The 23,366-nt window shown below is 39.7% G+C and carries 20 protein-coding genes and 1 pseudogene; 5 read left to right on the top strand and 16 right to left on the bottom strand.

Features of this window, described 5'->3' with window-relative positions:
• Positions 1-6: 6 nt before the first annotated feature.
• From I8751_RS13660 to I8751_RS13650, 3 genes are all read right to left on the bottom strand, one after another.
• The gene (locus I8751_RS13660; RefSeq protein WP_214439705.1) at positions 7-1,449 is read right to left on the bottom strand and encodes a RecQ family ATP-dependent DNA helicase; all 1,443 of its coding nucleotides are present in this window, start codon (positions 1,447-1,449) and stop codon (positions 7-9) included.
• A 122-nt stretch (positions 1,450-1,571) separates the two neighbouring features.
• Positions 1,572-3,614 carry a cation:proton antiporter domain-containing protein gene (locus I8751_RS13655; RefSeq protein ID WP_214439704.1) on the bottom strand — a complete coding sequence of 681 codons (2,043 nt, stop codon included), beginning with the start codon at positions 3,612-3,614 and terminating at the stop codon, positions 1,572-1,574.
• A gap of 276 nt (positions 3,615-3,890) precedes the next feature.
• Positions 3,891-4,346 (bottom strand): DUF1392 domain-containing protein, encoded by a 456-nt coding sequence (locus I8751_RS13650; protein ID WP_214439703.1) that lies wholly within the window; start codon positions 4,344-4,346, stop codon positions 3,891-3,893.
• 1,034 nt (positions 4,347-5,380) lie between these two features.
• On the opposite strand from I8751_RS13650, the gene I8751_RS13645 reads away from it, so the two are divergent.
• A complete protein-coding gene (locus tag I8751_RS13645) occupies positions 5,381-6,070 on the top strand; it encodes a hypothetical protein (RefSeq protein WP_214439702.1) in 690 nt (229 codons plus the stop codon).
• A 41-nt stretch (positions 6,071-6,111) separates the two neighbouring features.
• Here the strand turns inward: I8751_RS13645 and I8751_RS13640 are convergent, their stop codons facing one another.
• Positions 6,112-6,765 (bottom strand): glutathione S-transferase family protein, encoded by a 654-nt coding sequence (locus tag I8751_RS13640; protein WP_214439701.1) that lies wholly within the window; start codon positions 6,763-6,765, stop codon positions 6,112-6,114.
• A gap of 99 nt (positions 6,766-6,864) precedes the next feature.
• Positions 6,865-7,149, bottom strand: a complete 285-nt coding sequence (locus I8751_RS13635) for a hypothetical protein (protein ID WP_214439700.1) — start codon at positions 7,147-7,149, stop codon at positions 6,865-6,867.
• 177 nt (positions 7,150-7,326) lie between these two features.
• On the opposite strand from I8751_RS13635, the gene I8751_RS13630 reads away from it, so the two are divergent.
• The 4 genes from I8751_RS13630 to I8751_RS13615 all read left to right on the top strand — a co-directional run bounded on the left by I8751_RS13630 (position 7,327) and on the right by I8751_RS13615 (position 11,382).
• Positions 7,327-8,220, top strand: a complete 894-nt coding sequence (locus I8751_RS13630; protein ID WP_214439699.1) for a LysR family transcriptional regulator — start codon at positions 7,327-7,329, stop codon at positions 8,218-8,220.
• A gap of 66 nt (positions 8,221-8,286) precedes the next feature.
• On the top strand, positions 8,287-8,712 hold the full coding sequence (locus I8751_RS13625; protein ID WP_214439698.1) for a GNAT family N-acetyltransferase: 426 nt from the start codon (positions 8,287-8,289) through the stop codon (positions 8,710-8,712).
• Between the two features lie 124 nt (positions 8,713-8,836).
• Positions 8,837-10,450 (top strand): tetratricopeptide repeat protein, encoded by a 1,614-nt coding sequence (locus I8751_RS13620; RefSeq protein ID WP_214439697.1) that lies wholly within the window; start codon positions 8,837-8,839, stop codon positions 10,448-10,450.
• 176 nt (positions 10,451-10,626) lie between these two features.
• Positions 10,627-11,382: a hypothetical protein gene (locus I8751_RS13615; protein ID WP_214439696.1), complete on the top strand. Its 756-nt coding sequence runs from the start codon at positions 10,627-10,629 to the stop codon at positions 11,380-11,382.
• A 455-nt stretch (positions 11,383-11,837) separates the two neighbouring features.
• Here I8751_RS13615 and I8751_RS13610 read toward each other — a convergent pair whose 3' ends face one another.
• From I8751_RS13610 to I8751_RS13560, 11 genes and pseudogenes are all read right to left on the bottom strand, one after another.
• Positions 11,838-12,830, bottom strand: coding sequence for a PRC-barrel domain-containing protein (locus tag I8751_RS13610; RefSeq protein WP_214439695.1), 993 nt, complete (start codon positions 12,828-12,830; stop codon positions 11,838-11,840).
• A 58-nt stretch (positions 12,831-12,888) separates the two neighbouring features.
• Positions 12,889-16,512 (bottom strand): chromosome segregation protein SMC, encoded by a 3,624-nt coding sequence (smc, locus tag I8751_RS13605; RefSeq protein WP_214439694.1) that lies wholly within the window; start codon positions 16,510-16,512, stop codon positions 12,889-12,891.
• Between the two features lie 765 nt (positions 16,513-17,277).
• Positions 17,278-18,009, bottom strand: a complete 732-nt coding sequence (locus I8751_RS13600) for a hypothetical protein (RefSeq protein ID WP_214439693.1) — start codon at positions 18,007-18,009, stop codon at positions 17,278-17,280.
• A complete protein-coding gene (locus tag I8751_RS13595; protein ID WP_214439692.1) occupies positions 18,002-18,190 on the bottom strand; it encodes a hypothetical protein in 189 nt (62 codons plus the stop codon). The genes I8751_RS13600 and I8751_RS13595 overlap by 8 nt, the downstream gene beginning before the upstream one ends.
• A 210-nt stretch (positions 18,191-18,400) precedes the next feature.
• Entirely contained in the window at positions 18,401-18,790 is a 390-nt protein-coding gene (locus tag I8751_RS13590; protein WP_214439691.1) for a hypothetical protein, read from the bottom strand.
• A gap of 302 nt (positions 18,791-19,092) precedes the next feature.
• A complete protein-coding gene (locus I8751_RS13585; protein WP_214439690.1) occupies positions 19,093-20,316 on the bottom strand; it encodes a hypothetical protein in 1,224 nt (407 codons plus the stop codon).
• 62 nt (positions 20,317-20,378) lie between these two features.
• Positions 20,379-21,119 (bottom strand): hypothetical protein, encoded by a 741-nt coding sequence (locus I8751_RS13580; RefSeq protein ID WP_214439689.1) that lies wholly within the window; start codon positions 21,117-21,119, stop codon positions 20,379-20,381.
• A complete protein-coding gene (locus I8751_RS13575; protein WP_214439688.1) occupies positions 21,116-21,550 on the bottom strand; it encodes a DUF4326 domain-containing protein in 435 nt (144 codons plus the stop codon). Before I8751_RS13575 ends, I8751_RS13580 begins: the two co-directional genes overlap by 4 nt.
• Before the next feature lie 429 nt (positions 21,551-21,979).
• Positions 21,980-22,270, bottom strand: a complete 291-nt coding sequence (locus I8751_RS13570; RefSeq protein ID WP_214439687.1) for a hypothetical protein — start codon at positions 22,268-22,270, stop codon at positions 21,980-21,982.
• A gap of 71 nt (positions 22,271-22,341) precedes the next feature.
• Entirely contained in the window at positions 22,342-22,617 is a 276-nt protein-coding gene (locus tag I8751_RS13565; RefSeq protein WP_214439686.1) for a hypothetical protein, read from the bottom strand.
• A gap of 391 nt (positions 22,618-23,008) precedes the next feature.
• Positions 23,009-23,366, bottom strand: a pseudogene (locus I8751_RS13560) (hypothetical protein); the annotation flags it as partial.

Below are 23,366 nucleotides of genomic sequence, written 5' to 3'. Positions count from 1 at the left end.
ATCTTCTTAATGGCAATTATCACAATGTCCGCATCGCCAGTTGGTAGCTTCTTGTCCAAAGCCAAAAGCATTCAATAAAAACTGCCAACGACACTGCTTAGTAGTTAGATATTGATGCATCTGTTTAGCAGCTTGTGATTGCGGTGTAGGCTGATTTTTGATTTTTGATGTAATGGTGTAATTAAAAGGGTCAAGCCAGTTTAGCTGACCGCTGCTGTGGAGTAAAGCAAGGGCTGTAGCACCATCGGGAAATTGTCTTGTGACTGCATTTACTTCTCCTGTTTTTGGCAGTTTTTTCACTAATTGCTGTGCTGTTTGTTGTTGCGATCGCATTTGCTCTTGAAAAAATTGCTGTCTTTGTTTATCCTCTGGATCTAACCAACCTGTAGGTTCACTCACCAAGGTTAGTGCTTGAGCCGGTTTTCCATCCCTACCAGCCCGTCCAATTTCTTGCACATATTCAGACAACAGGTGCGGGGCGTGAAAATGGGCTACCCAACGGACATCAGGTTTATTAATCCCCATACCAAAGGCACAGGTACAAACTACAAAAGGTATTTTACCTCCTAACCAACTAGCTTCTACTGCACGGCGTTCTATTGCACCCAATCCAGCATGATAACTAGCTGTGGCATAACCCAGTTGTGCTAACCATGCAGCTAAATTTTCACTATCTCGCCTAGTGCGAACATAAATTAACCCTGGTTGTTGCGGTCTATCTTGAATAAATTTGAGTAATTGCTGTTTTCTACCCCTTGGTGTCCAAGCTATGCGAACACTGGTATGCAAATTGGCACGGTAGGGATTAAGACGAAAAATCTCCGGTTGCTGTAATTGTAAAACTGTGGAAATTATTTTTTGAGCTAGGGGATCAGCAGTAGCAGTAAAAGCAGCAATGCTGATTTTTGTTCCTGGTGGTTTTGACTTGAGCAATGCAGGTCGTACTGCCCCTAATCTGCGATAAGCTGGTCGAAATGTGTCCCCCCACTGCACAAGGCAATGGGCTTCATCCAAAATTAGAGCGTTAATATGCAATTGTGGGTGGCATAATCTTTCCCATACTGGCGCACTCAGTAAGGTTTCTGGCGAGAGATAAAGTAATCTCAGTTGTTGTCTTTCTAATGCTTGCAGCGTCAAACGGCGTTGAGATGATGGTAATTCACTATGCAAAAGCGCAGCTTTTTGATGATGCTGAAGTAGTTCCTGCACTTGGTTTTCCATCAGCGCGACTAAGGGTGAAACTACTAAAGTTAATCCTGTTTGCAAAAGTGCGGGAAGTTGAAAACAAATAGATTTGCCGCCACCTGTTGGCATGATAATTAGGGCATCTTTTTGAGCTAATAAAGTGCTGATAATTTCTCCCTGTGGCGGACGAAAATCTTCGTAACCCCAAATTTTTTTGAAAGTAGCGCGGACTTGGTTCCAAGATGGTGATATTGGATGATTCATTCCTGTTAGTAGATGCGCGTGATTTTGAATATATCCTCTACTACAGGCTACTGGTTCAGTAATATTATCAGTTGTTCAGATCCCCGACTTCTCCAAGAAGTCGGGGATCTTGCTGTTCTGAATTACTTAGGAAAATAAGCAATAATCATGGCAACTTCCGGGTGGCTGCGAGCGATCGCTTCTGGTGCATGACCTAAAAGGGAAAATAGCTGATGTTTATGCTCAACAGTTCCATTTAAAAGTAGTATATCGTTAGGTTTGAGTAACCGAGAAACTTGCCGGACAAAGTTACCTCGCACCCTTTGAATTGGGGTATCTGCTGGCAATCCCGTGTCAGTTAATTCGGCAGTTGCACCTCTAACTGACACGACCTGTAAAAGTTGTAGGGATGCTTTGAGTTCCGTTGCCAAACTTTTAGCTAATTGGATACTTTGCTCAAAAGAACTAGCATAAGCTTGTTGGGTAGTAAAAGCTAGAAATACTCGCGTTGTATGCTCAATTGGTAAGGGAAATCGAGTTACCAAAACAGGTACAGAACTGCGTTGCACAATCTTGTCAATGACACCACCAAATAAGTTTTCTTGATAGCTGGAGTAACCCTTCCAACCGCAAACAACCAAACTCACTTGCTTTTCTTCTGCTACGCGGGCAATACCCTTATCAATCGATTCATCGATCCGACCAATCGGGGTAACATTTGTCACAGAGGCATGGGCAATCATTTCTGCGGTTGACAGTAATTGGCTTTGCCTAGCTTTGGCTTCTGGGGAAATGGGATTGCTTTGTTCTAATAAAATGTGGAGTGGTAACAAAGTACCATTTGCTGATTTTGCCAGCAAAATTGCCAACTGTAGCAAATTATCTTCTGTGCTGGGGTTAGCAACTGGTACTAAAACGCGATCGCCTAGACTACCAGCTTGATGGCTTGTGGTATTAACTTCTGGCTTGAGTTTTTGTCCCCACTGGCTTGTCACCCAAGGAGAAGCAATACAGGTCACTAAGATCATGGCGATCGTGCCATTTACTGTTAATTGGTCAACTAATTCGATATTAAAAGCAACAGTTATGGCAGCGAGAGTAGATGCCGCCTGAGCTACTGATAGCCCAAACATGACCATAATATTGTCAAAGTTGAATCCAAATAACTTGCCTGCTCCCCAGGCAGGAATGAATTTGGCAATAATGGCCACAGCTACCATTACACCTGATACTACTAGCGCTCGCGGTTCCTGAAATAGAATTCGGGGATTAACTAACATCCCCACTGAAATCAGGAAAAATGGCACAAATAGCGTATTCCCAATAAATTGAATCCGATTCATCAGAGGACTAAGTTGGGGAATCAATTGAGTGATCGCAACTCCCGCTAAAAAAGCCCCAATAATCGGCTCGATCTGAACTAATTCTGCTCCGTAAGAAACTACAAATAAGGTAGCCAACACAAATGTAAATTCTGCTCCCTCATCATGTCCAAAGCGCTGAAAAAACCAGCGTCCTAGACGAGGTAAACCCCACAGCGTCAAAAAGGTATAGATAATCAATGAGGGAATCATAAACAGCCAAAAACTCAAGGTCAAACTACCTTGATGCGCTCTTACCACCACAGCTAACACTAAAAGTGCCAAAATATTAGTGATTAAAGTGCCTCCCAAAGTGGCAGTTAAGACCTGAGAACGCATGATGCCTAATTTGCTGGCTACAGGTAAGGCCAGTAGAGTGTGGGAGGCAAAACAAGAAGCAACCAAAATGGCTGCCAACAGGTTGTAGCCAATGGCCATCATCGCTCCAGTACCTAATGCCATTGGCACTAAAAAAGTCGCAAATCCAAAGATTAGCGCTTTGTCAGCGTTATATTTCAGGTCATCCAAGCTAGTTTCCAGACCTGCCATGAACATGAGAAATAACAAACCTACTGTGCCTAAAAGCACAATGGTGTTATCTCGTGCTAATAATCCGAGTCCGTTTGGGCCGACCACAACGCCTGCCAGAATTAATCCCACAATCCCAGGCAACCGGATTTTCTCAAATAGCAGGGGTGCAATTAGCATAATCCCCAGAATCATCAAAAAAACCGGCACAGGATCTTTAATAGGTGTAGATAATACAGAAGCTATCCAATAATTAGATATACTTTGCCCTAGAGTCGCGATCGCATCTGGTGTCATAGATGTTTTTAAGGCACTTCATAGATAGTTGGACTGACTCAAATATTAGTACCTTCTCAAAATTTCAATCGCATTGGCACTGTTTTTAGATATATATTTCTTTAAGTTGGGGATTTGAGAGGAAATAAATTTCGAAAATAGAGACTGCCTGAGCGAGAACTTCTTTCATAAGTAGAAAGTGAGAGTTATATATTAGGAGACAGAGGGCAGCGAGGTAAAAACATTACTGTTTCTGACATTCACACTCTCAAAATGTCCTAATATGTATGCTCTTTGTTATACATCCATACTTACTAAATCAACATCAGCAAGCCATATAGTTCGGCTTTGGGCAGATGCTGTTTCTTCCAAAATGGGGGAGCGCCAATCTACAGCATAAAGCCAATTGTTTTTAAGGCTAAAAATACCTTGAATAATTCGATGTGTCGGTTGTTCACTGAAATCAACTTCAACCACATCTCCCAATTTAAAAGCTGGAGTGGAAACAGTGGCGTTTTCTAATAAATTTGTTGCATAAAACTCTCGTCTAGGCAAGTAGAGTGTTTCACCAAGGCAAACAATCGCGTACAACCACTCCTGTCCCTCCCAATGCACACCGCAGCAGTAGCCCGACAAATCAGAGCCTGATAAAAAGACTTTTTCATGCATTTGAACTACTAGCGGGGGCATGACTTGACCCCAAGGAGGAGAAATATGCCAGCAGGATTCTAAAGCGGTAATTTGGTTAATCATAATACTTTGCGGTTCCCTTTTTATACATACACTCGCTTACACCAGTATTATCCGGAATGTATGGGTTAAGGAAATTTATCTGTTGAGGCAAGGAGGGCACAGGGAGAGAAAAAAAGCTTCCTCCACTCAACATCGGTCAGAGGGCTGTCGTCAACTCACGCGCAATTCATGAGGACACTTCCGTGGGCGGCTCTGCCGACTTGAGCAAAGTGTCCGTTTCACGCTCCTATCGATGGTTAGGTGTGAGGTTTCTTGCTGTTTCAGCTGATATCCGGAACTTTTGGTGAAAGTATAATAAATTAATTTTGTCAATCTGTCTAAAAATATAAATAAGCCTTCATTAGAAGAATAATCATCAAAAAGGTGAGGGGAAATCGAAAATCGATCGTAAGCATTTACCAAATATAGTCATTGCGAATATAAAATTAGCAATACTAAGTTTTATCCAAGCTTTGTATAAGCACTTTAGCGTTTATAAAATCAGGACTAAATCCCTTATTTATTCATAAATTTCAATTTAACAGACTAGTAGTTGGTAGAATGTGTCATCTAAATTAGATAGTTATTAGATAGGTATTAAATACATATTTGCTGCTTACTAATAAGACAATGAATATCCTTGTCATCAAATTGAGATAATAGCTTGCCAGCATGTACTTCTTTAGATATATGCTGATTATAATCAACCTTACTCATACCAATTTGGAGCTACTAACTTGCTCTCGCTAGTGCTACTAGCAAGTAGCATTATTTTGTATGGAAAGTATTTACCAAAAGGCTATTCCAGTAACCGTTAATAATATCACTCACTCCAATTTGGTATTAGTACTCTAATATCACTCATTAAAAGAATCTTTTTTTATTAATGAGTGAAAGCGATTTTTTTATAAATCAAAAAGAATGTAGACTGGTCAGGAAAAAGAGCAATGAAACACAGAATATTAACAATGTTATTGTTGTCGCTAACTACCTTATTGACAACTAAAGTAGTGTATGCGGCGCAGACTACCCCTGGAAATTATATGTATACCCAAATGAATCAGCTACCCATTAGCTGGGAACTGGGAAAAATCTTACTTTTAATTTTTATATCAGGTGCTTTTGGCGGTTTTATTTCCTTCTTAATGAACTTTAAGGTTACAGAAGAAGAGATATCTAGACCAATTGAGCAAAAATTAGCTCGACTAGAACAAGTATTAGCCAAGCAAAATAGAAATGTCAGCAAAGAGGATAGAAGCAGATTAGAAAAGCAAAAGCGGGCTGGTATGATTAGATACTGCCTATCGCAATCTATAGTTGGTGGAGCAGTATCACCACCAGTCTTAATGCTTCTCAAACCAGACAATGCGTTTACTCTAATTACAATGTCATTGGTTGTAGGCTATGCTGGCTCAGCCTTTTTTCGCGCCCTACAAGAGCGTATGTTGGAGTATGTAAGAAGAGAAGAAAGAGTTAAAGAGCAAGTACAGATTCAACTAAAACAACAGTCCGATAAGATAGACCAGCTGATAGAAGCTCTATCCAAAGATGATATCAAAAAGACCAAAGCACTTGCAGATGAACTTAAAGGATTGTGTGCAGCAGCTTCAGCGGCATTTGGCCAAAAAACTGATACTGCTTTTGTAACTCCAGACTTCCCAGATAAAGTAAAATACAAAAATAATGGTTATGAAGCCCCTGAAGATAGTGTTAATAAATCTCCGTTAGAGCCAGCAAAAACATAAGCTGGTATTTTACAAAGTTATTTTTCTGCTTTGCCATTCTTTTAAAACTCGTATTGAGACATAACTTCTGTTTCAGTCTCGGCTGCTTTTATCCACTCCTGCATTGTCGGTAGTGCCAAAATTGCTGCTACATAATCTCTAGAAACGGCATCTAACTGCACATCATAAATCACGAACCGCAAAACAACAGGGGCAAAAAACGCATCAGCAATTGTGAATTTGCCAAACAACATATCACCATCATTGCCAAACATTTGGCGAGATTCTCGCCAGATACTAGTGATGCGATCAATATCTTGTTGTACACCAAGCGCTAAACCTTTACCAGGGTATTTAGCACGGCAATTCATCGGCATATTTTGACGTAGATTTTGAAAGCCTGAGTGCATTTCTGCACTGATGCAACGGGCGTATGCTCTTGTATTTTTATCTTCTGGCCACCAATACAGATGGGGAAATGTTTCGGCCAGATATTCACAAATAGCAAGAGAATCCCATACGGTTTGAGTATCGTGCAACAGCACGGGTACTTTTCCTGAGGGAGAGTATTGCCGGATTTTTGATGAAGATTCTGGACTGTAAAGAGGAATACGAATTGTATTGAATTGTAAGCCGAATTGTTTCATTGCTAGCCAAGGACGAAGTGACCAGGATGAATAATTTTGATTGCCAATTACCAAAGTCATTTGTGACATATAGAACTCCTATGTGATTTTTGAAAAAATTACTTCTTCTCTGTTCCCTGTTCTCTCTCTCTACTGGTAGTTTAAAAATCAAATCGGATTACTATATTTTTAGTACCGATAAAGCTGTTCAATCCACATAGATATATCTGCTTTGGAGCCTGAAGAAAAAGATTTTCCTGTTACAGGATCATAAGCTTGCCAATAGATATTCCCGTAGCGATCATTTCTTTGTAAAACTTGTAATTCCTGCGAATCTACTAATAAAGTTTTGACTATTTTTTTCCAGATGTAATGCAGAGATTCTCCGAAGCTACGATTGTTTTTTTTATTGAAGTTGGAACCGCAGCTTATTTCTATGTCTTCTGATTGTAGACACTTAATGCCATTGTTCATAGAATTACTACTGACATTTGCTCTGTACATCAAACAGTAGCAACCTATCAATGAGTAATCAAATCATGGCTTGCATAGATTCCATAAATATGATTTATATATATAAAAAATGACTGATACAACATTTTTGTTACTACTAAATTAGGATCTGTCTCAACTTTATTTCATTAATTGCCCATGAAACTCTCCCAACTTCGAGCCGTAGTTGCAGTTGCAGATTGTGGCAACTTTAGTGAAGCAGCCTTAGAATTGGAGCTTACCCAGCCAGCAATTAGTCATGCCATTGCTACTTTAGAAGAGGAACTGGGTGTGCCTTTATTTGCTAGGGGTCGTCATGGTGCTGTTTTGACACCCGCAGGAGAGCGCATTCTCTTTCATGCTCGTCAAACCCTGCATAGTTTAGAAATGATTCAACAGGAAGCAAATCTGCATAAAGGTCTACATGGGGGTCATGTGCGGATTGCGGCTTTTCGCAGTGTTGCTACTCATTTATTGCCAAAAGCGATCGCACAATTTCATGATCAATTTTCCGAAGTAGCTGTCACAATTATAGAATGCCCGGCCTTTACTGAAGTAGAAAAGTGTCTGCGTGAGGGACGCGCAGACATTGGCGTTACCTACCTACCCACTAGTGATGAATTTGAAGTATGGGAAATTATCCGGGATGAGTATGTTGTTTTACTCCCACCGAAAGCCAAGGTGAGCAGTCCGAAAATTACTTGGGAAGACATAGCTGTATATTCACCAGTGTTGCTTGCTTGTCTACCCTGCGGAAAACCTCTCCATCATCATTTGAAGTATGTAGCACCTTTTATGAATGTTGTGGGCGACATTCAAGAAGATTCCACTGTTGTCAGTATGGTAAATCAAGGACTGAGAGCTGCAATTCTTCCTCGGCTAGCAGCTGTACCAATTCCCCCACAAGTGCAGGTATACAGTCTACCAGTACCGTTAGAAAGAGTAATGGCAGTAGCAATTTTATCTGATACTCTTCATATTCCTGCTGTATTCACATTTCTGGAGATGCTGAGAAAATTTGACTTTTATAGTTTGGCGAAATCCACTTATTGATTACAATTTGAGGGTGTTATAAAATGCGTAAGTTTTGCTTTTATCTATCCAATATTATTCCATATCATGAGTTTGCAAATTATTGAGCAACTGACTGAAAATCAAATTTCAGAACTAGTAGATTTGTACCAAAATGAATTCTGGAGCAAAAAACGTACACACCAGGATGTTGTGAAAATGCTTGCTGCTTCAGACATTATTGTTGGTTTGGTAGATGATTGTGAACAATTGATTGGTTTTACTCGCGTTCTTACAGACTTTGTATATATGGCAACTATTTATGATGTGATCATCAAGCCTACTTATAGAAAGATGGGATTTGGTGCCAAGTTGATGGATGCAATTATTAATCATCCCCAATTAAATACAGTTGAACGAATTACTCTTCATTGTTTACCAGAAATGATTCCCTTTTATGAACGCTGGGGATTCACATCTGATGTAAGCAAAATTCAGCGGATGTACAAATTTCAGAAGCAGACCTTTCAATAAAAGTAAAAATTATTACAAAAATTTAACCATTTTTCGGCAATATTATCCTCAAACGAATTGCCGGCTTTACGGCAACTAGATATTTTAATAAAATAAATACATGAAAAGATTCGCAGAAATATAAATGGATTGGATTACGTTACTGCGATCGCTACAGTCTGATTTCATTAAAAGGTTAACAACTGGCTGTCTGCTTCATTGCCAAATAGAAGGTCAATATAGCGAATTAACTATAATCTCTGGAGAAAGGTTAAAAATTTTACGGCAGTTTTGCTGGCAAATGGCTGAGAAATATAAGCGTGTTTCGCCAGTTCGTGACGTTTTTATCAGCTATCTCAAAGGAAAATTGGGTGAAGAAGTTGTTAAAGAACGTTTAGCCGACTTGATTACAGAAGTAGATTACGAAAAGCGGTTTGGTGGCGATGGCAAAATAGATTTTACTTTAACTTCTAACCCATCTGTGGGCATTGAAGTGAAATCACGTCATGGCAATATAGATAAAGTTAGGTGGTCAGTTAGTTCCGAAGAAGTTGCTAAAAATGCCGTTATAGTTTGCATTTTGATTCAAGAAGAGGTGAGTGAGGCACAATCTGAGTATCACCTTTTCTTGGCTGGTTTTTTGCCTACACGGATGATTAAACTGAAAACTGGTAGAATCTCATTCGGTATAGAGCAACTTTTATATGGTGGCGGTCTATGGTGCTATTTAGAACAATGTCAATCTTCTATAAATTCCAGCTTTTTTAGACAAGAAATCGCAATTAATCAAGATGAGTTTCAGCCACAGGCTCTATCTATATTAAGCACAAATCAGCTAACTGAACCTTCATTTTATGTTGGTGAAAATAATAGATTTTATTACCTTCATCTTGGTGATGAATGCTTGAAAAAAGCACAATATGAAGCTGCTATTACCAATTACACTCGCGCTTTGCAGCTTAATTATAATGATACTGATGTTTATTATAAACGAGGTTTAGCTTACTATTATTTAGGAGATTATGAAAAAGCGATCGCTGATTATTCTCAAGCAATTAAGCTTAATTTAAAAGATGCAAAATCTTATAATAAACGAGGTTTAGCACGTTATCAATTAGGAAATTATCAAGAAGCAATTGAGGATTACACCCAGGCAATTATGATTAATCCTCATGTTGCGATCGCTTATAAAAACCGTGCTGAAGCTCGTTCTTCGTTAGGAGATAATCAAGGAGCGATTGAGGATTATACTCAGGCGATTAAAATTGATCCTCAGTATGCTAATACTCACAAAAATCGTGACATTGCTCGTTATTTTCTTGGATATCAACAGGGGTTTACTCAGACAATTAAGATTAATTCTCATGATGCTGATGCTTACAAAAACCGTGCTAATGCTCGCTCTGACTTAGGTGATTATATAGGAGCAATTGAAGATTATACTCAAGCAATACGAATTAATCCTAACTACGTTGATGCTTATTACAACCGTGGTAATGCTAATTATGAATTAGGAAATTTTGATGAAGCAATTGATGATTATACTCAGACAATCAAGATTAACCCTAATTATGCTGATGCCTATTATAACCGTGGTTCTATTTACTTAGAAATGAAAGATCAACAAGGCGCAATTGAAGATTTTCAAAAGGCGGCAGACATATATCGAAGAGAAGGCAATCTAGAAGCACTCAAAGATGCACGGGCAATAATTTTGGACTTAGAAATAGAAGAGTCATTAGACATTTTAAACTTTTAGATTATGTACGGACAGTGTAATTAAATATTGATTATTATATTAATTTTAGTTAGCGATCGCTATGACAAATAAGTATTTTAGCGTAGATCAATATTTCAAGTGTATTTACTCGTGTATATTTTAGGATACTATTTTAAATTAGTGTAAATTTTCACACTAATTTAACAGTCTCATCCATGATTTATCATCACCAATTGCAGAAGTATCTAACACTTTTCTCCATCGCAGTCATATTAGGGACTGATTTAGCAATCACACAAAAAACCTCTCCAGTTTTTGCTCAAACTGTTGTCAATTCATCTGTGAGTAAAAGTGTGACATTCACTTGCAATGATAGTGAAGCGACAATCAAAGCTAAAAATGGCCCCAAGGTACTTAGTGGGCAAACAACTATCTACATTGGTTATCAGCAAGTATCATCTAGCAACAAAGATCCTCGAATTGTTCGTTTCGATAATGGAATCAAGAAATGGTGTCGCAGTGATTACGAAACAACGAATGACGATGGTACAGGCTACGGATTATTTTGGGACGGTAAAGGCGTGTTGTATGGAGTTTTTACCTCCACAGGTACTCAGACAGGTAATGATTTTCGGCGCTTTGCTAATGGACGTTGGCTGACTAGTTATGGGAGTGGCGGCGGCGCTAAAGTAGCAGTTATCGCCAAGATTAATCCAGACAATGGTAGCGTTTATTATGCCACATTTCTCTCTGCCAGAAAACCGAGCGATGGCAAAACTAACTCTTTAGTTGTCACAGGATTATCATGGAATGGCGTAAATTTGAGTGTGAATGCAGATTCATGGTGGACTCCTCGTCGCGCGGATAAAAATTCTATGACTTGTTCTGGCTCATCACCTTATAAATATGCAGCCGCATTCACTGGCGACTTAAGCAAGGTGAGTGCGGCTTCAGCAGCTACTTGTTATTAAGGTCAAAAAATCCCTTTTCCATTTCTTAACTCTGTGTTACGGACACTTTGACGGCAGTTGCTACAAGTCGGGGAACCCGCCCAACGCACTGCCTCCTCAAGTCGGGAGACCCGCCCACGCAAGTGTCCTCCTCTGTGGTTAAATAAAAGACTTTTAAACCGCAGAGACGCGGAGGGCACGGAGAGAAAATGCGGGTATAGTAATACCAATTCTATGTGAGGCTGCGCTTTATTGTCCCTCAGACTGGAAGTCTGGGGCTATACAAACAAAGCCTGCCTTCGCAGGCTAGTTAGACGCATCTTTATACAGAAATGGTATAAGTAACTTTTAAAGGGATGGGCTAGAAATCTCTACCTCTTTTGGCTAAAAATAAATCTGAGCAGCGAAGTTGCTGCTCAGACTTCAAGATATTAAGTTTGGATGAGTTTCTTGCCTATTCAGGGAAAACGTTAAACTTAGTATCCGCTTTCTTCTTCGTATTCTGGTTGCCTTTCTTTGACTTTTTTAGGAATATTCACTGGTTGCGGCGGTGCATCTTCCCAAGCATCGCCTTCTACGTCATCATAATCGTCGTATTCATCGACATAAGGCTTAGCGTAGGGTTGGGGAGGTTCATATCTGGATGGTTCTTGATACCTATCGCTACCTGTAGCCTCGCTCCAGTTATCTTCCTCGTCTTCTTCGTATTGAATGGATTCGTACTGTCGCGCTCTCATTACCTCGCGCCGTGGTCTTTCTTCTTCCACATAGTCTTCAGTCCATTCTTCTTCCCGTGCTACGGGTTCAGGGGTACGAACTCTGGGTTTAGGTGGCTGTAATGGCACTCCACTTGGCAATTGATTGGATGCTGGAGTGGTGCGAGGAGCCGAATAGCCATATTCTTCTTCTGTATCACGCTCCCACGGGGCTTTACCGATACCTAAGCGTTCGAGTACACCAACCGTTAACTGATTTACCCGTTCTTCGGCTCCCTCAAACACAATCAATCGACTGGGGCCTGTGCTGACGATTTCATCCACCGAGAACTCGTAGGTACTCAGAAATTGGTCGGGAATTTGGGGTAATCCTAAAGAAGCGATCGCTATAGATTCAAGTTTACCTGTTTCGCCATTAAACTTGAAGCCTCTGACTCTGCCTAGTACTTCACCTGTTTCTGTAATTACTTCCCAGTTAATCAAATTACTGAGGGTGTCAACTTCGATATCTTCAATCACATCTTCATTATCAACCAGGATTACATCCCCGATTTGGTTGACGTTGTTGAGGTACATATATCGTGGCAGACCAGAAATAGAGATCAGGCTGTCTCGCAAACCAAGAGCCACAACCTCTCTTTGATCAATATCAACCCAAATTTGATTCACGATACCTAGCCGCTTGCCGTTGTCGCGGGTAATCACCTGGGTGTTTAATATGTCGGAACGCCTAATTATCTGTTCAGAGGTCATTCTATACCGAGTCCTGATCTCGAATCCGGTTTATCTATACACTATTATTAACAAAAACTCAAGCAGATGTATTCGAGGATTGTAACTTAATTCCCAAAACTTGGGTATAAGCTCCCCGTGCTTGAGTAACGCCAATTGTGCGTTCGGCTGATTCTATCATCGGACGACGCAAACTCACAACAATAAATTGGGCTTGTTGTGCCTGTTGTTTAATCATTCTAGCTAATCGCTCTACGTTTGCCCCATCCAAAAACATATCTACTTCGTCAAAGGCATAAAAGGGCGATGGCCGATAGCGTTGCAGGGCAAAAATAAAGCTCAAGGCTGTGAGGGATTTTTCTCCCCCTGACATGGAAGCTAGACGCTGTACGGGTTTACCTTTGGGGTGGGCGACTAAATTTAAGCCGCTGCTAAAGGGATCTTCTGGATTTTCGAGTTGTAGGTAGCCGTCACCGTCGGAAAGAATGGCAAAAATCGATTGAAAGTTTTCATTGACGGCATCAAAGGCTTCTTTAAAGGCAAGTTGTCGCAATGTAGTAAAGTTTTCAATCCGCAAAAGTAATTCAGTACGCTCTGCTTCTAGTGTTTCTAGTTTTTGCGTTAATTCCTGGAGACGGTTTTGGGTGCGTTCGTATTCTTCCAAAGCCAGCATATTTACGGGTTCCATTGCCTGCAAGCGTTTGGAAAGCGATCGCAATTCTTTTTGCAATTCTTCTAAATCTACTTGATCTGGCACTTCTGGTAGGGGATTGGGTAATTCTGCGCCGACATCCCGCAACTGGTTTTGTAAAGCACTTAATTCATCTCGCCGCTTTTGTTGAGTTTCTTGGAGTTTTTCGATTTCCCATTCCAATTGTTGTTGACGCAATAGATGCGATCGCACTTCTTGTTCCATTGCATCGCGTTTGTGTTTTTCTTCGCCTAAATTTTGCTCCATTTGGCTCAAACTGGCGCGAGTTTCGGCAATTTGCTGACTTGATGCTTCAACTGTATGCTTCAGTTCACTGAGTTTATTTTGCTGCGTTGCTTGCTGATGCTGATATTGAACAATCCTCGCCTCGGCTTCTTGGATACGTTCTTGCAGCCGCTGCTGCTGATTTTCTAAATTTTTTAATCTTTGTTCGGCTGCTCGTAAAGCTGATTCTCGTTGTTGTAATTGTTGCTCTTGGATTTTAATTGTCCCTTGGATTTGTTGCCATTCACTGGGGGTTTGGGATGCTTCCAACTCTGCTAAAGCGTGTCGCAATTGCTGTAACTGAGTTTCTTGTCCTGGTAATTCCTGATCTAAAACTTGTAGACGAGATTGAGCCGTGGCGAACTTTTCGCTGTTTTGGTCAAGTTGTGATCGCGTTCCTGCTAACTGTGCTGTTAAACCCTTAATATCTTTCTGTAATTGCTCCAACTGCAACTGCTGTTCTCGCCTGGCTTGGCGTGCTTCTGTGAGTTCTTGGGTGATTTTTTTTGTCTTGGCTGACAAAGCAGCGATCGCTTCATTACAACGATCTAAAATTCGCTCAATATCCACCAAGCGATTTCTCAAAGTAATTACTTCATCTGATTCTGTCGCTTCTCCTCTACCAAACCGCAAGGCTGAACGCTGGTTACTGCTACCACCAGTCATTGCACCACTAGTTTCTAATAATTCTCCGTCTAAGGTGACAATTCGATACAACCCTAAATTTCTACGCGCTGCCTCCAGGGTAGCAAATACTACTGTATTGCCAAAAACATAACTAAATACATCTTTATAACGGCGATCGCAATCGATTAAATTAACAGCATAATTAACAAAGCCGTTGGCTAACCGCAGCGTTGCATCTTGAGTAAATTTGTGAGCATTAATTTTATTCAGTGGTAAAAAAGTAGCTCTCCCAGCGCGTTTTTGTTTGAGCAGTTCAATACCCGCCGCTGCGATACCGTCATCTTCCACCACAATATGGCCTAAGCGTCCGCCGGCTGCAATTTCCAAAGCTAGCTGATAACGCGACTCCACCCGTCCTAACTGCACAACTAAGCCACAAACACCAGGCATTCCCGATTGTAAAATGACTTTACTAGCTTGGGTTCCTTGTACTTCTTGCTGTGCTTGCGCTTGCGCTTCTATTTTATCCAACTGCCGTTGTTTTTCTCGCTGCTCTTGCAACAAACGGTTTTGGGTTTCTTGTTGGATTTGGAGTTCTTGTTCTGTTGCAGCTAAATTTTGAGCTAAATCTTGGATAGGTTCACTAGAAGTATTAAATGCCGTTTCCACACGACTACACTCAACTTGTTTTTCTGCTAATTGAGGTTCTACAGTAGAAATTAACTGAGTTTGCTCGGTAATCAGTTGCTGTAGTTGATGATTGCGTTCTTGAAGTTGTGCTTGCTCTGTACGTTGTGGTTCTAGCATTTGCAGCAAAGTTTCAATTTGACGGTTAAATGCAGTTTGTTGCTGTACCCAAGCTTCCGAAGCCGAGGCGATTTCTGCTGCTGCTTCACGGGAAGCGTCTAAGGATTGCTGTGCTTCATTCCTTTGCTGCTGACAATCAACAATAGATTGCCCTTCTACAACCAGCGTTTGAGCAATTTCTACGAGAGAATGTTGATGTTGTTGAATTTCTTGCGCTTGTTGAGCCAGATGTTTAGCAGTTTCTTGAATAGCTGTGGTTAACTCCGTTTGTTGACGCTGGAGTTGTTTACGTTCTGCTTCTTGAGTGGCGAGAGTAGCTTGTACTGCCAAAAGTTCCTCTTCTCCCAAAGCTTTCACATGAGCATTGAGTTCTTCAAGTTGTGCGCTTTTCTGAGCAATTTCCGTATTAAGATTTGTAAGTTGAGTGGTGAGTTCTCCAGAAGTGCGATCGCCTGTTTGAATTTCGTTAACTAACTTTTCTTGTTGTGCTTGTAGCGATCGCCATGATAAAACAGCTTCCCAAGATTGCTTATGCAGAAATTCCGTGCGGAGTTTTTGATACTTTTCAGCTTTAGCACGATCTTGAGACAGGCGATCGCGCTGTGCAGTTAATTCCGTCTCAATAATCCGACAGCTATCTTCCTTATCCTTCACCTCATCTAAAGTTGATTTAGCTTGATTAATTTTGCGATCAAACGCCGCCACCCCTGCCAACTCATCAATAATTTCCCGTCGTTCCTTAGCATTCATCGAGATAATGCTAGTGACATCACCTTGCAGCACAACGTTATAACCTTCAGGATAAATCCGCAGATTATTCAGTTCCTCATGCAACTCCGTCAGCGTACAAGAAACCCCATTAATATAATAATTTGACGTATAACTCCCTTGATGAGTCACCCGCAGCCTTCTAGTTACACTCCACTCAGTTGGACGTTGACCATTTTCCGTTGATTGCTGTTCAGTTTGTGTCAATTCTTCGCCACTACTGACAACTGACGACTGACCACTGACATCTGACAAATCCGACAAATCAAACGTCACCGTCACACTAGCCTCAATCGCCGAACGTGCCCTAGCCGTTTGATTATTATTGACCAAATCCGGCAGGCGATCGGCCCGCATTCCCTTAGAACTGGCGAGTCCTAAACAAAATAGTAGCGCATCCAGAATATTAGATTTACCCGAACCATTAGGCCCAGAAATGACAGTAAACCCCGGTAGCAGAGGAACTGAGGTAGTACCACCGAAGGATTTGAAGTTGGTAAGTTCCACGCGCTTGACATGCACCATAGAGTAATTAACGTAATATCAAGGTTTTCAGCCTTTATCCTCCAAAAAATGCTCATCTAATGCTCAAACAAGGTATTTTAAGCAATTTACCCTTCATTTTGAGTAAAAATCTATACACAGTGATAATGTTCAAACAATGCTCAAATAGATAAATGTAAATCAATTTACTATTTTATTTATTATTCATTTATTTTATATATATATTTTTATATACCTATTGTAGTATCGTACTACAACGGAAATAAAGAAATATAAAAATAAAAAAATAAATAGATATATATTTTAGTATCTCTCCCTTGGTTTGTACCCTTAACCTCTTTTCCTCTTGGGCGATCGTAACTCTCTCCACCCCAGGTCAGAAAAATTAATTAGCTCCCTGCCCCTAAACAACTTATCTAGGTTAAGGGTACAAGACAATCCTAGGTAAAGGGTTCTCTTTTGGTTCCAGATTGTTTTATGCCCATACCAATACTTACCCCTCCCTTTCCTGGTAACAGTGAATGAACCCCAGGGGTCTTTGTAATAGAAGCTATCCACTGACTCCAGCCATTCGTACCAATACTCACTCCCAACTGTAATGGAACCTCCATTAGGGAGGGTTAAGTATTTCCAGTCAACTATAGGTAAAGTTTGCATCGTTTGAGTTTAGGTTAAGGGTATATGGCTTATACCCCTATGTCTATCTGTTATGAAATTTAGTTGGAGTAATAGTCCAAGTAATAGTCCAAGTAATAAAGAACATAGACAGACATAGGGATATAGCCTCTAGTTATCAACTGCCTTCATTGCCCTTTTAATCCGTTCATCAACATTCCCGACTCGATACCTGCTAAATTCTAGTTTCACCCTAGCTATCATTACCAATACATCCTTGTCATCAATGTGGTTTAACCCTACCTTGGGGTCTCCCTCCATGACTTCCAACTCCCTTAATTCCCTAGCTGTTTTCCCACAGACTGCTAGGGTGATTTTGTCATGAGCGATCGCTGACCTAAAATCATTGGCATTGCAACAGTTAACAAATGACGAATGAGCATCCCTTAAAAATTCCCTAGATTCTAACCATGTCTGGTACTTAATGCCAGTTTCTCTTTCATATTCCTCCTCAGTCTGTATCTGGTTAAAAGCCCTATCACACCTACGTTGTAATGTTTCTTCTACACAGGCATAAGCTAAAGCCTCAGCTGTGATGTTCCCCTTAGCAGTCTGACTAATCCAGAATGCACTAGCTAGGCTGATAGGAATAACCTTGATAGGGTTGTTATTCCCTCCCCTGTTGGATGAATCATTAACCGATGGTATTTTGTAATTTCTATAGTCCTTATCCAGCTTACCTTGTAGCCATTTTTCATCCAAAAAACGTAACATCAAAACCCCTTGTACTCCTGCTGCTTTACCTACCTGAGATTGACTCATCACATATTCCCCAGTAGGTAACTGGAATACCTCAACCTCGATACTTGCAATCTTAATCACTGCACGTTTAGCCTTATTCATTATTTTCACCTTTGTTTTTTAACCTATCAATCTCACTTTGTTCATAATTGTCTTTTTCCATTAGCAACAAATCCCTAATTTCTTTTATTTCAGGTTCATGCTCTCCTACCACTTCTAATCTGATGGATAAAAAATCAAAGAGAGTTGTTGCTTGTAGGTAAGTAAGCTTTAATTCAATCATTCCCGATCACCTCATACTTTTTCTTTAACTCAGCAAACCGTAGATTAATGTCCAGGTATAGACGCTCCTTTATTTCCTCACAGACTTGATTATCAGGACTATAAACCGTGACTCTGTAATTAAATTCATAGTCAGGCAACCAAGAATTGAATTTAACCTTAAACTTGCTAATAGATATCCTGTAATCATTTTTTAAAATCTGACTTCTCATCATTTCCAGCCTCCTAGAGTTACCATATTCATTCCATAAGGAAATAAAAGCTTCAAAACCTTAGCTGACTTCTCAATACTCATCCCATAAAAGTCATATTCCTCCTTTTCATCTTTACTTCTAAACTCACAAATCACCACATCACCCGCTATCTGATGGTCAGGTAACTGGATAGTTACAGGTAACTCTTTGAGTATCCCTAACGCATCGCAGATAACCATAACTTCGGGCATACCCTCAAAGCATTTATAAAGAATACTCATTGATGATTCAGATGATGAATCACCAATATTATTTCTAATTGATTCAACCTTTAAAGCCTCATCATCTACTGGGATTATGGTTATAGGTGTCTCACAAGAAGAAAGTTTGATTATTACCCTAGACATTGTTTTTTACCCCCTATTAACTACCTGTATATGGTGTTTATGGAATTGTTCAATCATCAAATTAACCATTGACTCATGACATAAAATCCATTGTGATAATTCATGGTCATCGGAACAGATTAAAACATTACTTTCGTTCTCCGACATTAATTGTCTGATTTTTTGAAACTTCCTAATTCTTTCAGCTAAGTCTTTAGTTTCGTTTTTAGCTATCCAGACAACCGCAGTATCAAGACTAGAAAAATTGAACGTCACATACATTTTTCTAGTAATAAATTCTTTCCAACAAAACACACACCATTCTATTTTTTCTCTATCCATCCCTTAGCTGTTAGCCTCCAACCTAAAACATTCATTAATCTAATAATTTCAGGCTGATTAGGGATGATATCTAACTCCCCTCTATCCTTGTGGTACGACAATCTAGTTTTTAATTTCTGAGGGTCAATCCTTAACGGTAATCCTGTTCTACCAGCTTCCTCCAATTGTTTATTTAATTGTTTAGAAACTCCTACCTCTTCTTCAATAAAAACCTCTAAATGTTCAATGGTTGCTGTTGATTGGTTGAATATGTTTTTATTCGCATATTCCCAATAAGCCTCTAAATGGTTAATAGCTTCAGGAATTGACCTCCAAGCACCAGTGACCAACCCAGTAACTATTAAATCAATACTCACTAACCACTGTTCAGACTTGATATTGTGTTTAAATTCTTTCTTTCCTTTTTTGGTGAGGATAGTCCTATATTTTGCATATAGCTTGCAATTCTCAGGGTTATTCCAAAACTCCAAGAACTTGTCAGAAATACCATCCCAGTGAATAGAATCAAGGTCGATTCTATCTGTAGAAATGTCAAAATCTTCATAGGCTTTCTTTTCTTCTAGGGTAAATGCCTCATAACTTTTATGAGGAATAATTAACAATCTCCTATGTAATTCTTCAAAGTCAGGATTAAGGTGTAAGTCATCAACTGAAGAGATAATCTTAGGAGAGAAAACAAAAAACTCTCTGTTAGTTCCGTCTGTTTGAGCAATTGAAATTTTATCCGTAGCCCGTGAATACCCAAATAACAACATTTGGTAAATCCTCTCATCCTTTTTCAGGGTTCCAGTGTGGATATTATCCCAAGGTAGAATCGCTCCCTCTTTCTCCATATCCTTGTCATTGGGGTCAATCCATCGCATGTTATCTAATGCATTCCTGATAGCTGAAAATGTATCGGTAGCTGAGAACGTAGAGTTTATCCCATGCAATTTAGCAGCAAATATCGCAGTAGTAGATTTTCCAGAACCTTTACCACCCCAGCTAAAAAGGATAGGTAGAACCCTAGCCCACTTACTAGGGATTAAAAGGTAGGTAGCGACAATAGGCAGCATTAAATCTTTTTGAGGTAGGAGGACAGCCTGACTTAGGATACTGTGGACATTTCCATACAAGCTCATGTCCTCATCCCATAATTCCTCCCAGCTATCCATTTCTTGTCTGTAAAATTCGTTGGGGTCAAGGTAAACTGTTGTAGATTCCATTTCTTTCTATGTTGTTGGAATTACTTGGAGTAATAGTTGAAGTATTACTCCAAGTATTGAAACTAAGACATTAAGGCAATGCAGAGGTCTAGTACTTCTCGTATTGCCTTTTTATTTTCGGCTCCTGATAGAACATCAGCCAATTGGGCTAGATTCTCTACTGGTATGCCTTCATTCATGGCATTGACCTGGGAACAGATAAAACTCATCCTATCGGTTAGCTTCTCAATCTCTGTCTGTCCAGGCTTTCCACCGTACCCACCCTTACCCCAGCTACCTTTACCGTTAGGGGCTTTAATATCTTCAGGCTTGATATGTTCTGGTGTTTCAACAGGTTCTATATCAACAGACATCGATAACATCTGTTTAAGCAATGGTTCAGGTATTGGTTGTCCTTTGGGGTCTATCTTGGTTATGAATAAATCACAGTAGGGGTCATCCTTTAAGTTAATAAACCCCTTATAAATTACCCCCTCTTCTAGTCCATTAAACAAATCACATAACCAACGCTCTAACCGTGATTGTTTAACATCTACTTTGTTCTTTTGCTTATCCTCTTTTTGGTAGTCCTTTTTAGCTAATTTAAACTTCACTAACTGGGGTTCAAATTTCCAGTTTTTATCACCAAAACAACCTATCTCTGTAACTTTAGTAGCGTAAGCAAAGCAGTGATAAAAACCGTCATCCTGACAGAATCCTAACTCATCAAAACTTATTACTGAGTTAGCCTCAGACCATTCAGAACAACCAACCAGAGCGAATTTATCACCCTCTTTTTTCTCGATGTAATACATCTGTTTCATAACATTGCTCCCTGTTTATGTGCGATTAAATGTAAGCAAGCTTTGTACAGTATCTCTGCATGACACTTTTCTAGACCATCAGGAACTACTAGGTATTTTTTGACATTAATACACCAGCATCCCAAGCTATCAATTTCACCCTTTTCTATCTGGGTAGCTAGGTTAATAACCTTGACTAAATAATCTCTTTCCCAGTCATTTAAACCAGTAAAACCTAACCCTGATATCCAATTAGGTACTAGTCTAGTCATCAGCCATTCTCTATATCTGTAGAGAGATTCAGCTAAATTATTGACTATGAACCTAGCTTGTCTATTGTTTTGATATCCCCAAGGGTTCCCTAGTCCTAACGCATACTTGGATCGACCAACATATTTAAGGGTAGGTTCATCCCATAACTCGGAATCTAGACCCATGTCTAAGATGTTCATATATCCCCTATCCCTATCACTTGTAAGTTACAGCCTGGAAGCTTCCAAGTTTTATCACTGACTAAAGTTAGGTAATTGAAATAGTCAGGATGAAATAGCTGTAAGAGTCTTAGGGTTTTACGGAAGTCTGCGAGGGCATAGTTATCGTGGAGTATCCATTCTCCCTTAGCTTCAAATAGCAGTAATCCCCTAGGAGTGAATACCGTGAAATCAACCTTCCAACTTAAAGCAGGGAAAAACTCATCCTCAAAAAGTAACGGTATTTCAAACTGTCTCCTAACATAAGTTTCACCGTACTTTTTGACTAGTTGACAGTAAACCTTGAACTCTAGAACTGAGTCAAAATACTCAAGGTGTCTTTTCTGTTCGGATTTTAGGTGAGTACCAGCGGGAATAACATTACCTGTTTTAGGGTTAAACCAAAATGGGTTACTCTTTATTGTTTTTCTTTTTCTCGTTCCAATGGGCATAAGCTTTACTAACTACCGCTTGAAAATCGTTGTACTTTTGTGGCTGTAGCTGTTCCAGTATTCGAGAAAGGTGAGCAATCACATAGGATTCATCGAATAAAACCTCTACAGGGAACTTATCTTTTTTGCTTTCCCCTTTAATTGGGACTACAGTTTTTAGTCGATATCCTCTCTCGGTCAGCATCGCGGGATGGAGTCCGAACCTTAAAGGATTCCCAAAAATTTCTGTCCAATGTATTTGTTCTTTCATAGTCTCTCTATGTTGTTTGATTTAGTTGAAGTAATAGTCTAAGTATTACTTCAACTATTTTCTACAACAGACTAAGCTGCCTCTACCTCTCTTAATTGCTCATTAGCTACCTCATCCTGAGATTCGCTCAAAAGGTCAGAAACCTTATCCAGCCTGCCATTCTGCAATTCCCAGGTAGCCTTTCTAAATAACTCAATCATCTGTGGGGAGTTCTTTAAAGCCTTCTCAAGTTTTGCCATATCTCCCAACTGCTCCACTTCATTAGCTAAGGTCGATAATTCCAGCGAAGCATGGCGAATAAGCGAGACTATCTGGGTTCTAGGATTAATCACGGATTTCTTAGGCATGTCTTTTAACCTCATCGTTGCCCTACATTTGAGGTTATGCATTCCTTTTTTTTTTTTTCAAGTGCTTGTAATAATCCGTAATATTTTTATTCCGGTTTTTAAAAAACCTTGACATTAAATATTTAAACAAATACGATGTATGGTTTTATTTTTTTTGAATCTATACCATACTTTTTATTTTAAATAAACCCCGAAATTTGGTATTGGCAGGGGTTACAAAATATGCTGTTAAAATATTTACATTTATTTATAAATAGTTTGTGGAAAATATAACCCTGACATAGCCTATGTTTTAACCCTATCTTGTGGATAATTAAAGTTAAAAACTGTATAGAATAAACTTTTTATAGCGACAAAAAAAGAGGGGAGAATCCCCTCTTTCTAGTCATATTTACCGTGTTTTTAATTTGTTAATGAGTGCCTTGACAGCTACTACCTGTTGCTGGGTAGCCTTAACGCTTCTGTCCAGCGACTCTAGGGTTACACCTTGGTTAGTCCCGACATACTCCCAGACCTTAACAGTGACATCTTTGAGGTAAGGTTTAGGAGCGAACGAAATAAGGTATCTATTCTCATCCGGGTAGTTGGGGAACTTGGTAAACCTGTAGATGTGGTATCTATTCAGAACTATCCTTAAACTCTCTCCCTGTGCATGTCCTAGCCCAAAACCTACTAAATATACCTGTAAAAAATCCCCTCCTGAATACCAATGGCTAGATGCTGAAGGGGATGTAATGTATACACCGATA

The sequence above is a fragment of the Atlanticothrix silvestris CENA357 genome, from assembly GCF_016056295.1.
Classification (GTDB): domain Bacteria; phylum Cyanobacteriota; class Cyanobacteriia; order Cyanobacteriales; family Nostocaceae; genus Atlanticothrix; species Atlanticothrix silvestris.
The sequence above is the reverse complement of the archived record's forward strand: the minus strand, read 5'-3'. Positions and strand labels throughout refer to the sequence as shown.

Bases quoted from the DNA above. Each gene is read 5' to 3' on its own strand.
- I8751_RS13660 (WP_214439705.1), bottom strand. From the start codon at position 1,449: ATGAATCATCCAATATCACCATCTTGGAACCAAGTCCGCGCTACTTTC.
- I8751_RS13655 (WP_214439704.1), bottom strand. From the start codon at position 3,614: ATGACACCAGATGCGATCGCGACTCTAGGGCAAAGTATATCTAATTAT.
- I8751_RS13650 (WP_214439703.1), bottom strand. From the start codon at position 4,346: ATGATTAACCAAATTACCGCTTTAGAATCCTGCTGGCATATTTCTCCT.
- I8751_RS13645 (WP_214439702.1), top strand. From the start codon at position 5,381: ATGAATCAGCTACCCATTAGCTGGGAACTGGGAAAAATCTTACTTTTA.
- I8751_RS13640 (WP_214439701.1), bottom strand. From the start codon at position 6,765: ATGTCACAAATGACTTTGGTAATTGGCAATCAAAATTATTCATCCTGG.
- I8751_RS13635 (WP_214439700.1), bottom strand. From the start codon at position 7,149: ATGAACAATGGCATTAAGTGTCTACAATCAGAAGACATAGAAATAAGC.
- I8751_RS13630 (WP_214439699.1), top strand. From the start codon at position 7,327: ATGAAACTCTCCCAACTTCGAGCCGTAGTTGCAGTTGCAGATTGTGGC.
- I8751_RS13625 (WP_214439698.1), top strand. From the start codon at position 8,287: ATGAGTTTGCAAATTATTGAGCAACTGACTGAAAATCAAATTTCAGAA.
- I8751_RS13620 (WP_214439697.1), top strand. From the start codon at position 8,837: ATGGATTGGATTACGTTACTGCGATCGCTACAGTCTGATTTCATTAAA.
- I8751_RS13615 (WP_214439696.1), top strand. From the start codon at position 10,627: ATGATTTATCATCACCAATTGCAGAAGTATCTAACACTTTTCTCCATC.
- I8751_RS13610 (WP_214439695.1), bottom strand. From the start codon at position 12,830: ATGACCTCTGAACAGATAATTAGGCGTTCCGACATATTAAACACCCAG.
- smc (WP_214439694.1), bottom strand. From the start codon at position 16,512: ATGGTGCATGTCAAGCGCGTGGAACTTACCAACTTCAAATCCTTCGGT.
- I8751_RS13600 (WP_214439693.1), bottom strand. From the start codon at position 18,009: ATGAATAAGGCTAAACGTGCAGTGATTAAGATTGCAAGTATCGAGGTT.
- I8751_RS13595 (WP_214439692.1), bottom strand. From the start codon at position 18,190: ATGATTGAATTAAAGCTTACTTACCTACAAGCAACAACTCTCTTTGAT.
- I8751_RS13590 (WP_214439691.1), bottom strand. From the start codon at position 18,790: ATGTCTAGGGTAATAATCAAACTTTCTTCTTGTGAGACACCTATAACC.
- I8751_RS13585 (WP_214439690.1), bottom strand. From the start codon at position 20,316: ATGGAATCTACAACAGTTTACCTTGACCCCAACGAATTTTACAGACAA.
- I8751_RS13580 (WP_214439689.1), bottom strand. From the start codon at position 21,119: ATGAAACAGATGTATTACATCGAGAAAAAAGAGGGTGATAAATTCGCT.
- I8751_RS13575 (WP_214439688.1), bottom strand. From the start codon at position 21,550: ATGAACATCTTAGACATGGGTCTAGATTCCGAGTTATGGGATGAACCT.
- I8751_RS13570 (WP_214439687.1), bottom strand. From the start codon at position 22,270: ATGAAAGAACAAATACATTGGACAGAAATTTTTGGGAATCCTTTAAGG.
- I8751_RS13565 (WP_214439686.1), bottom strand. From the start codon at position 22,617: ATGCCTAAGAAATCCGTGATTAATCCTAGAACCCAGATAGTCTCGCTT.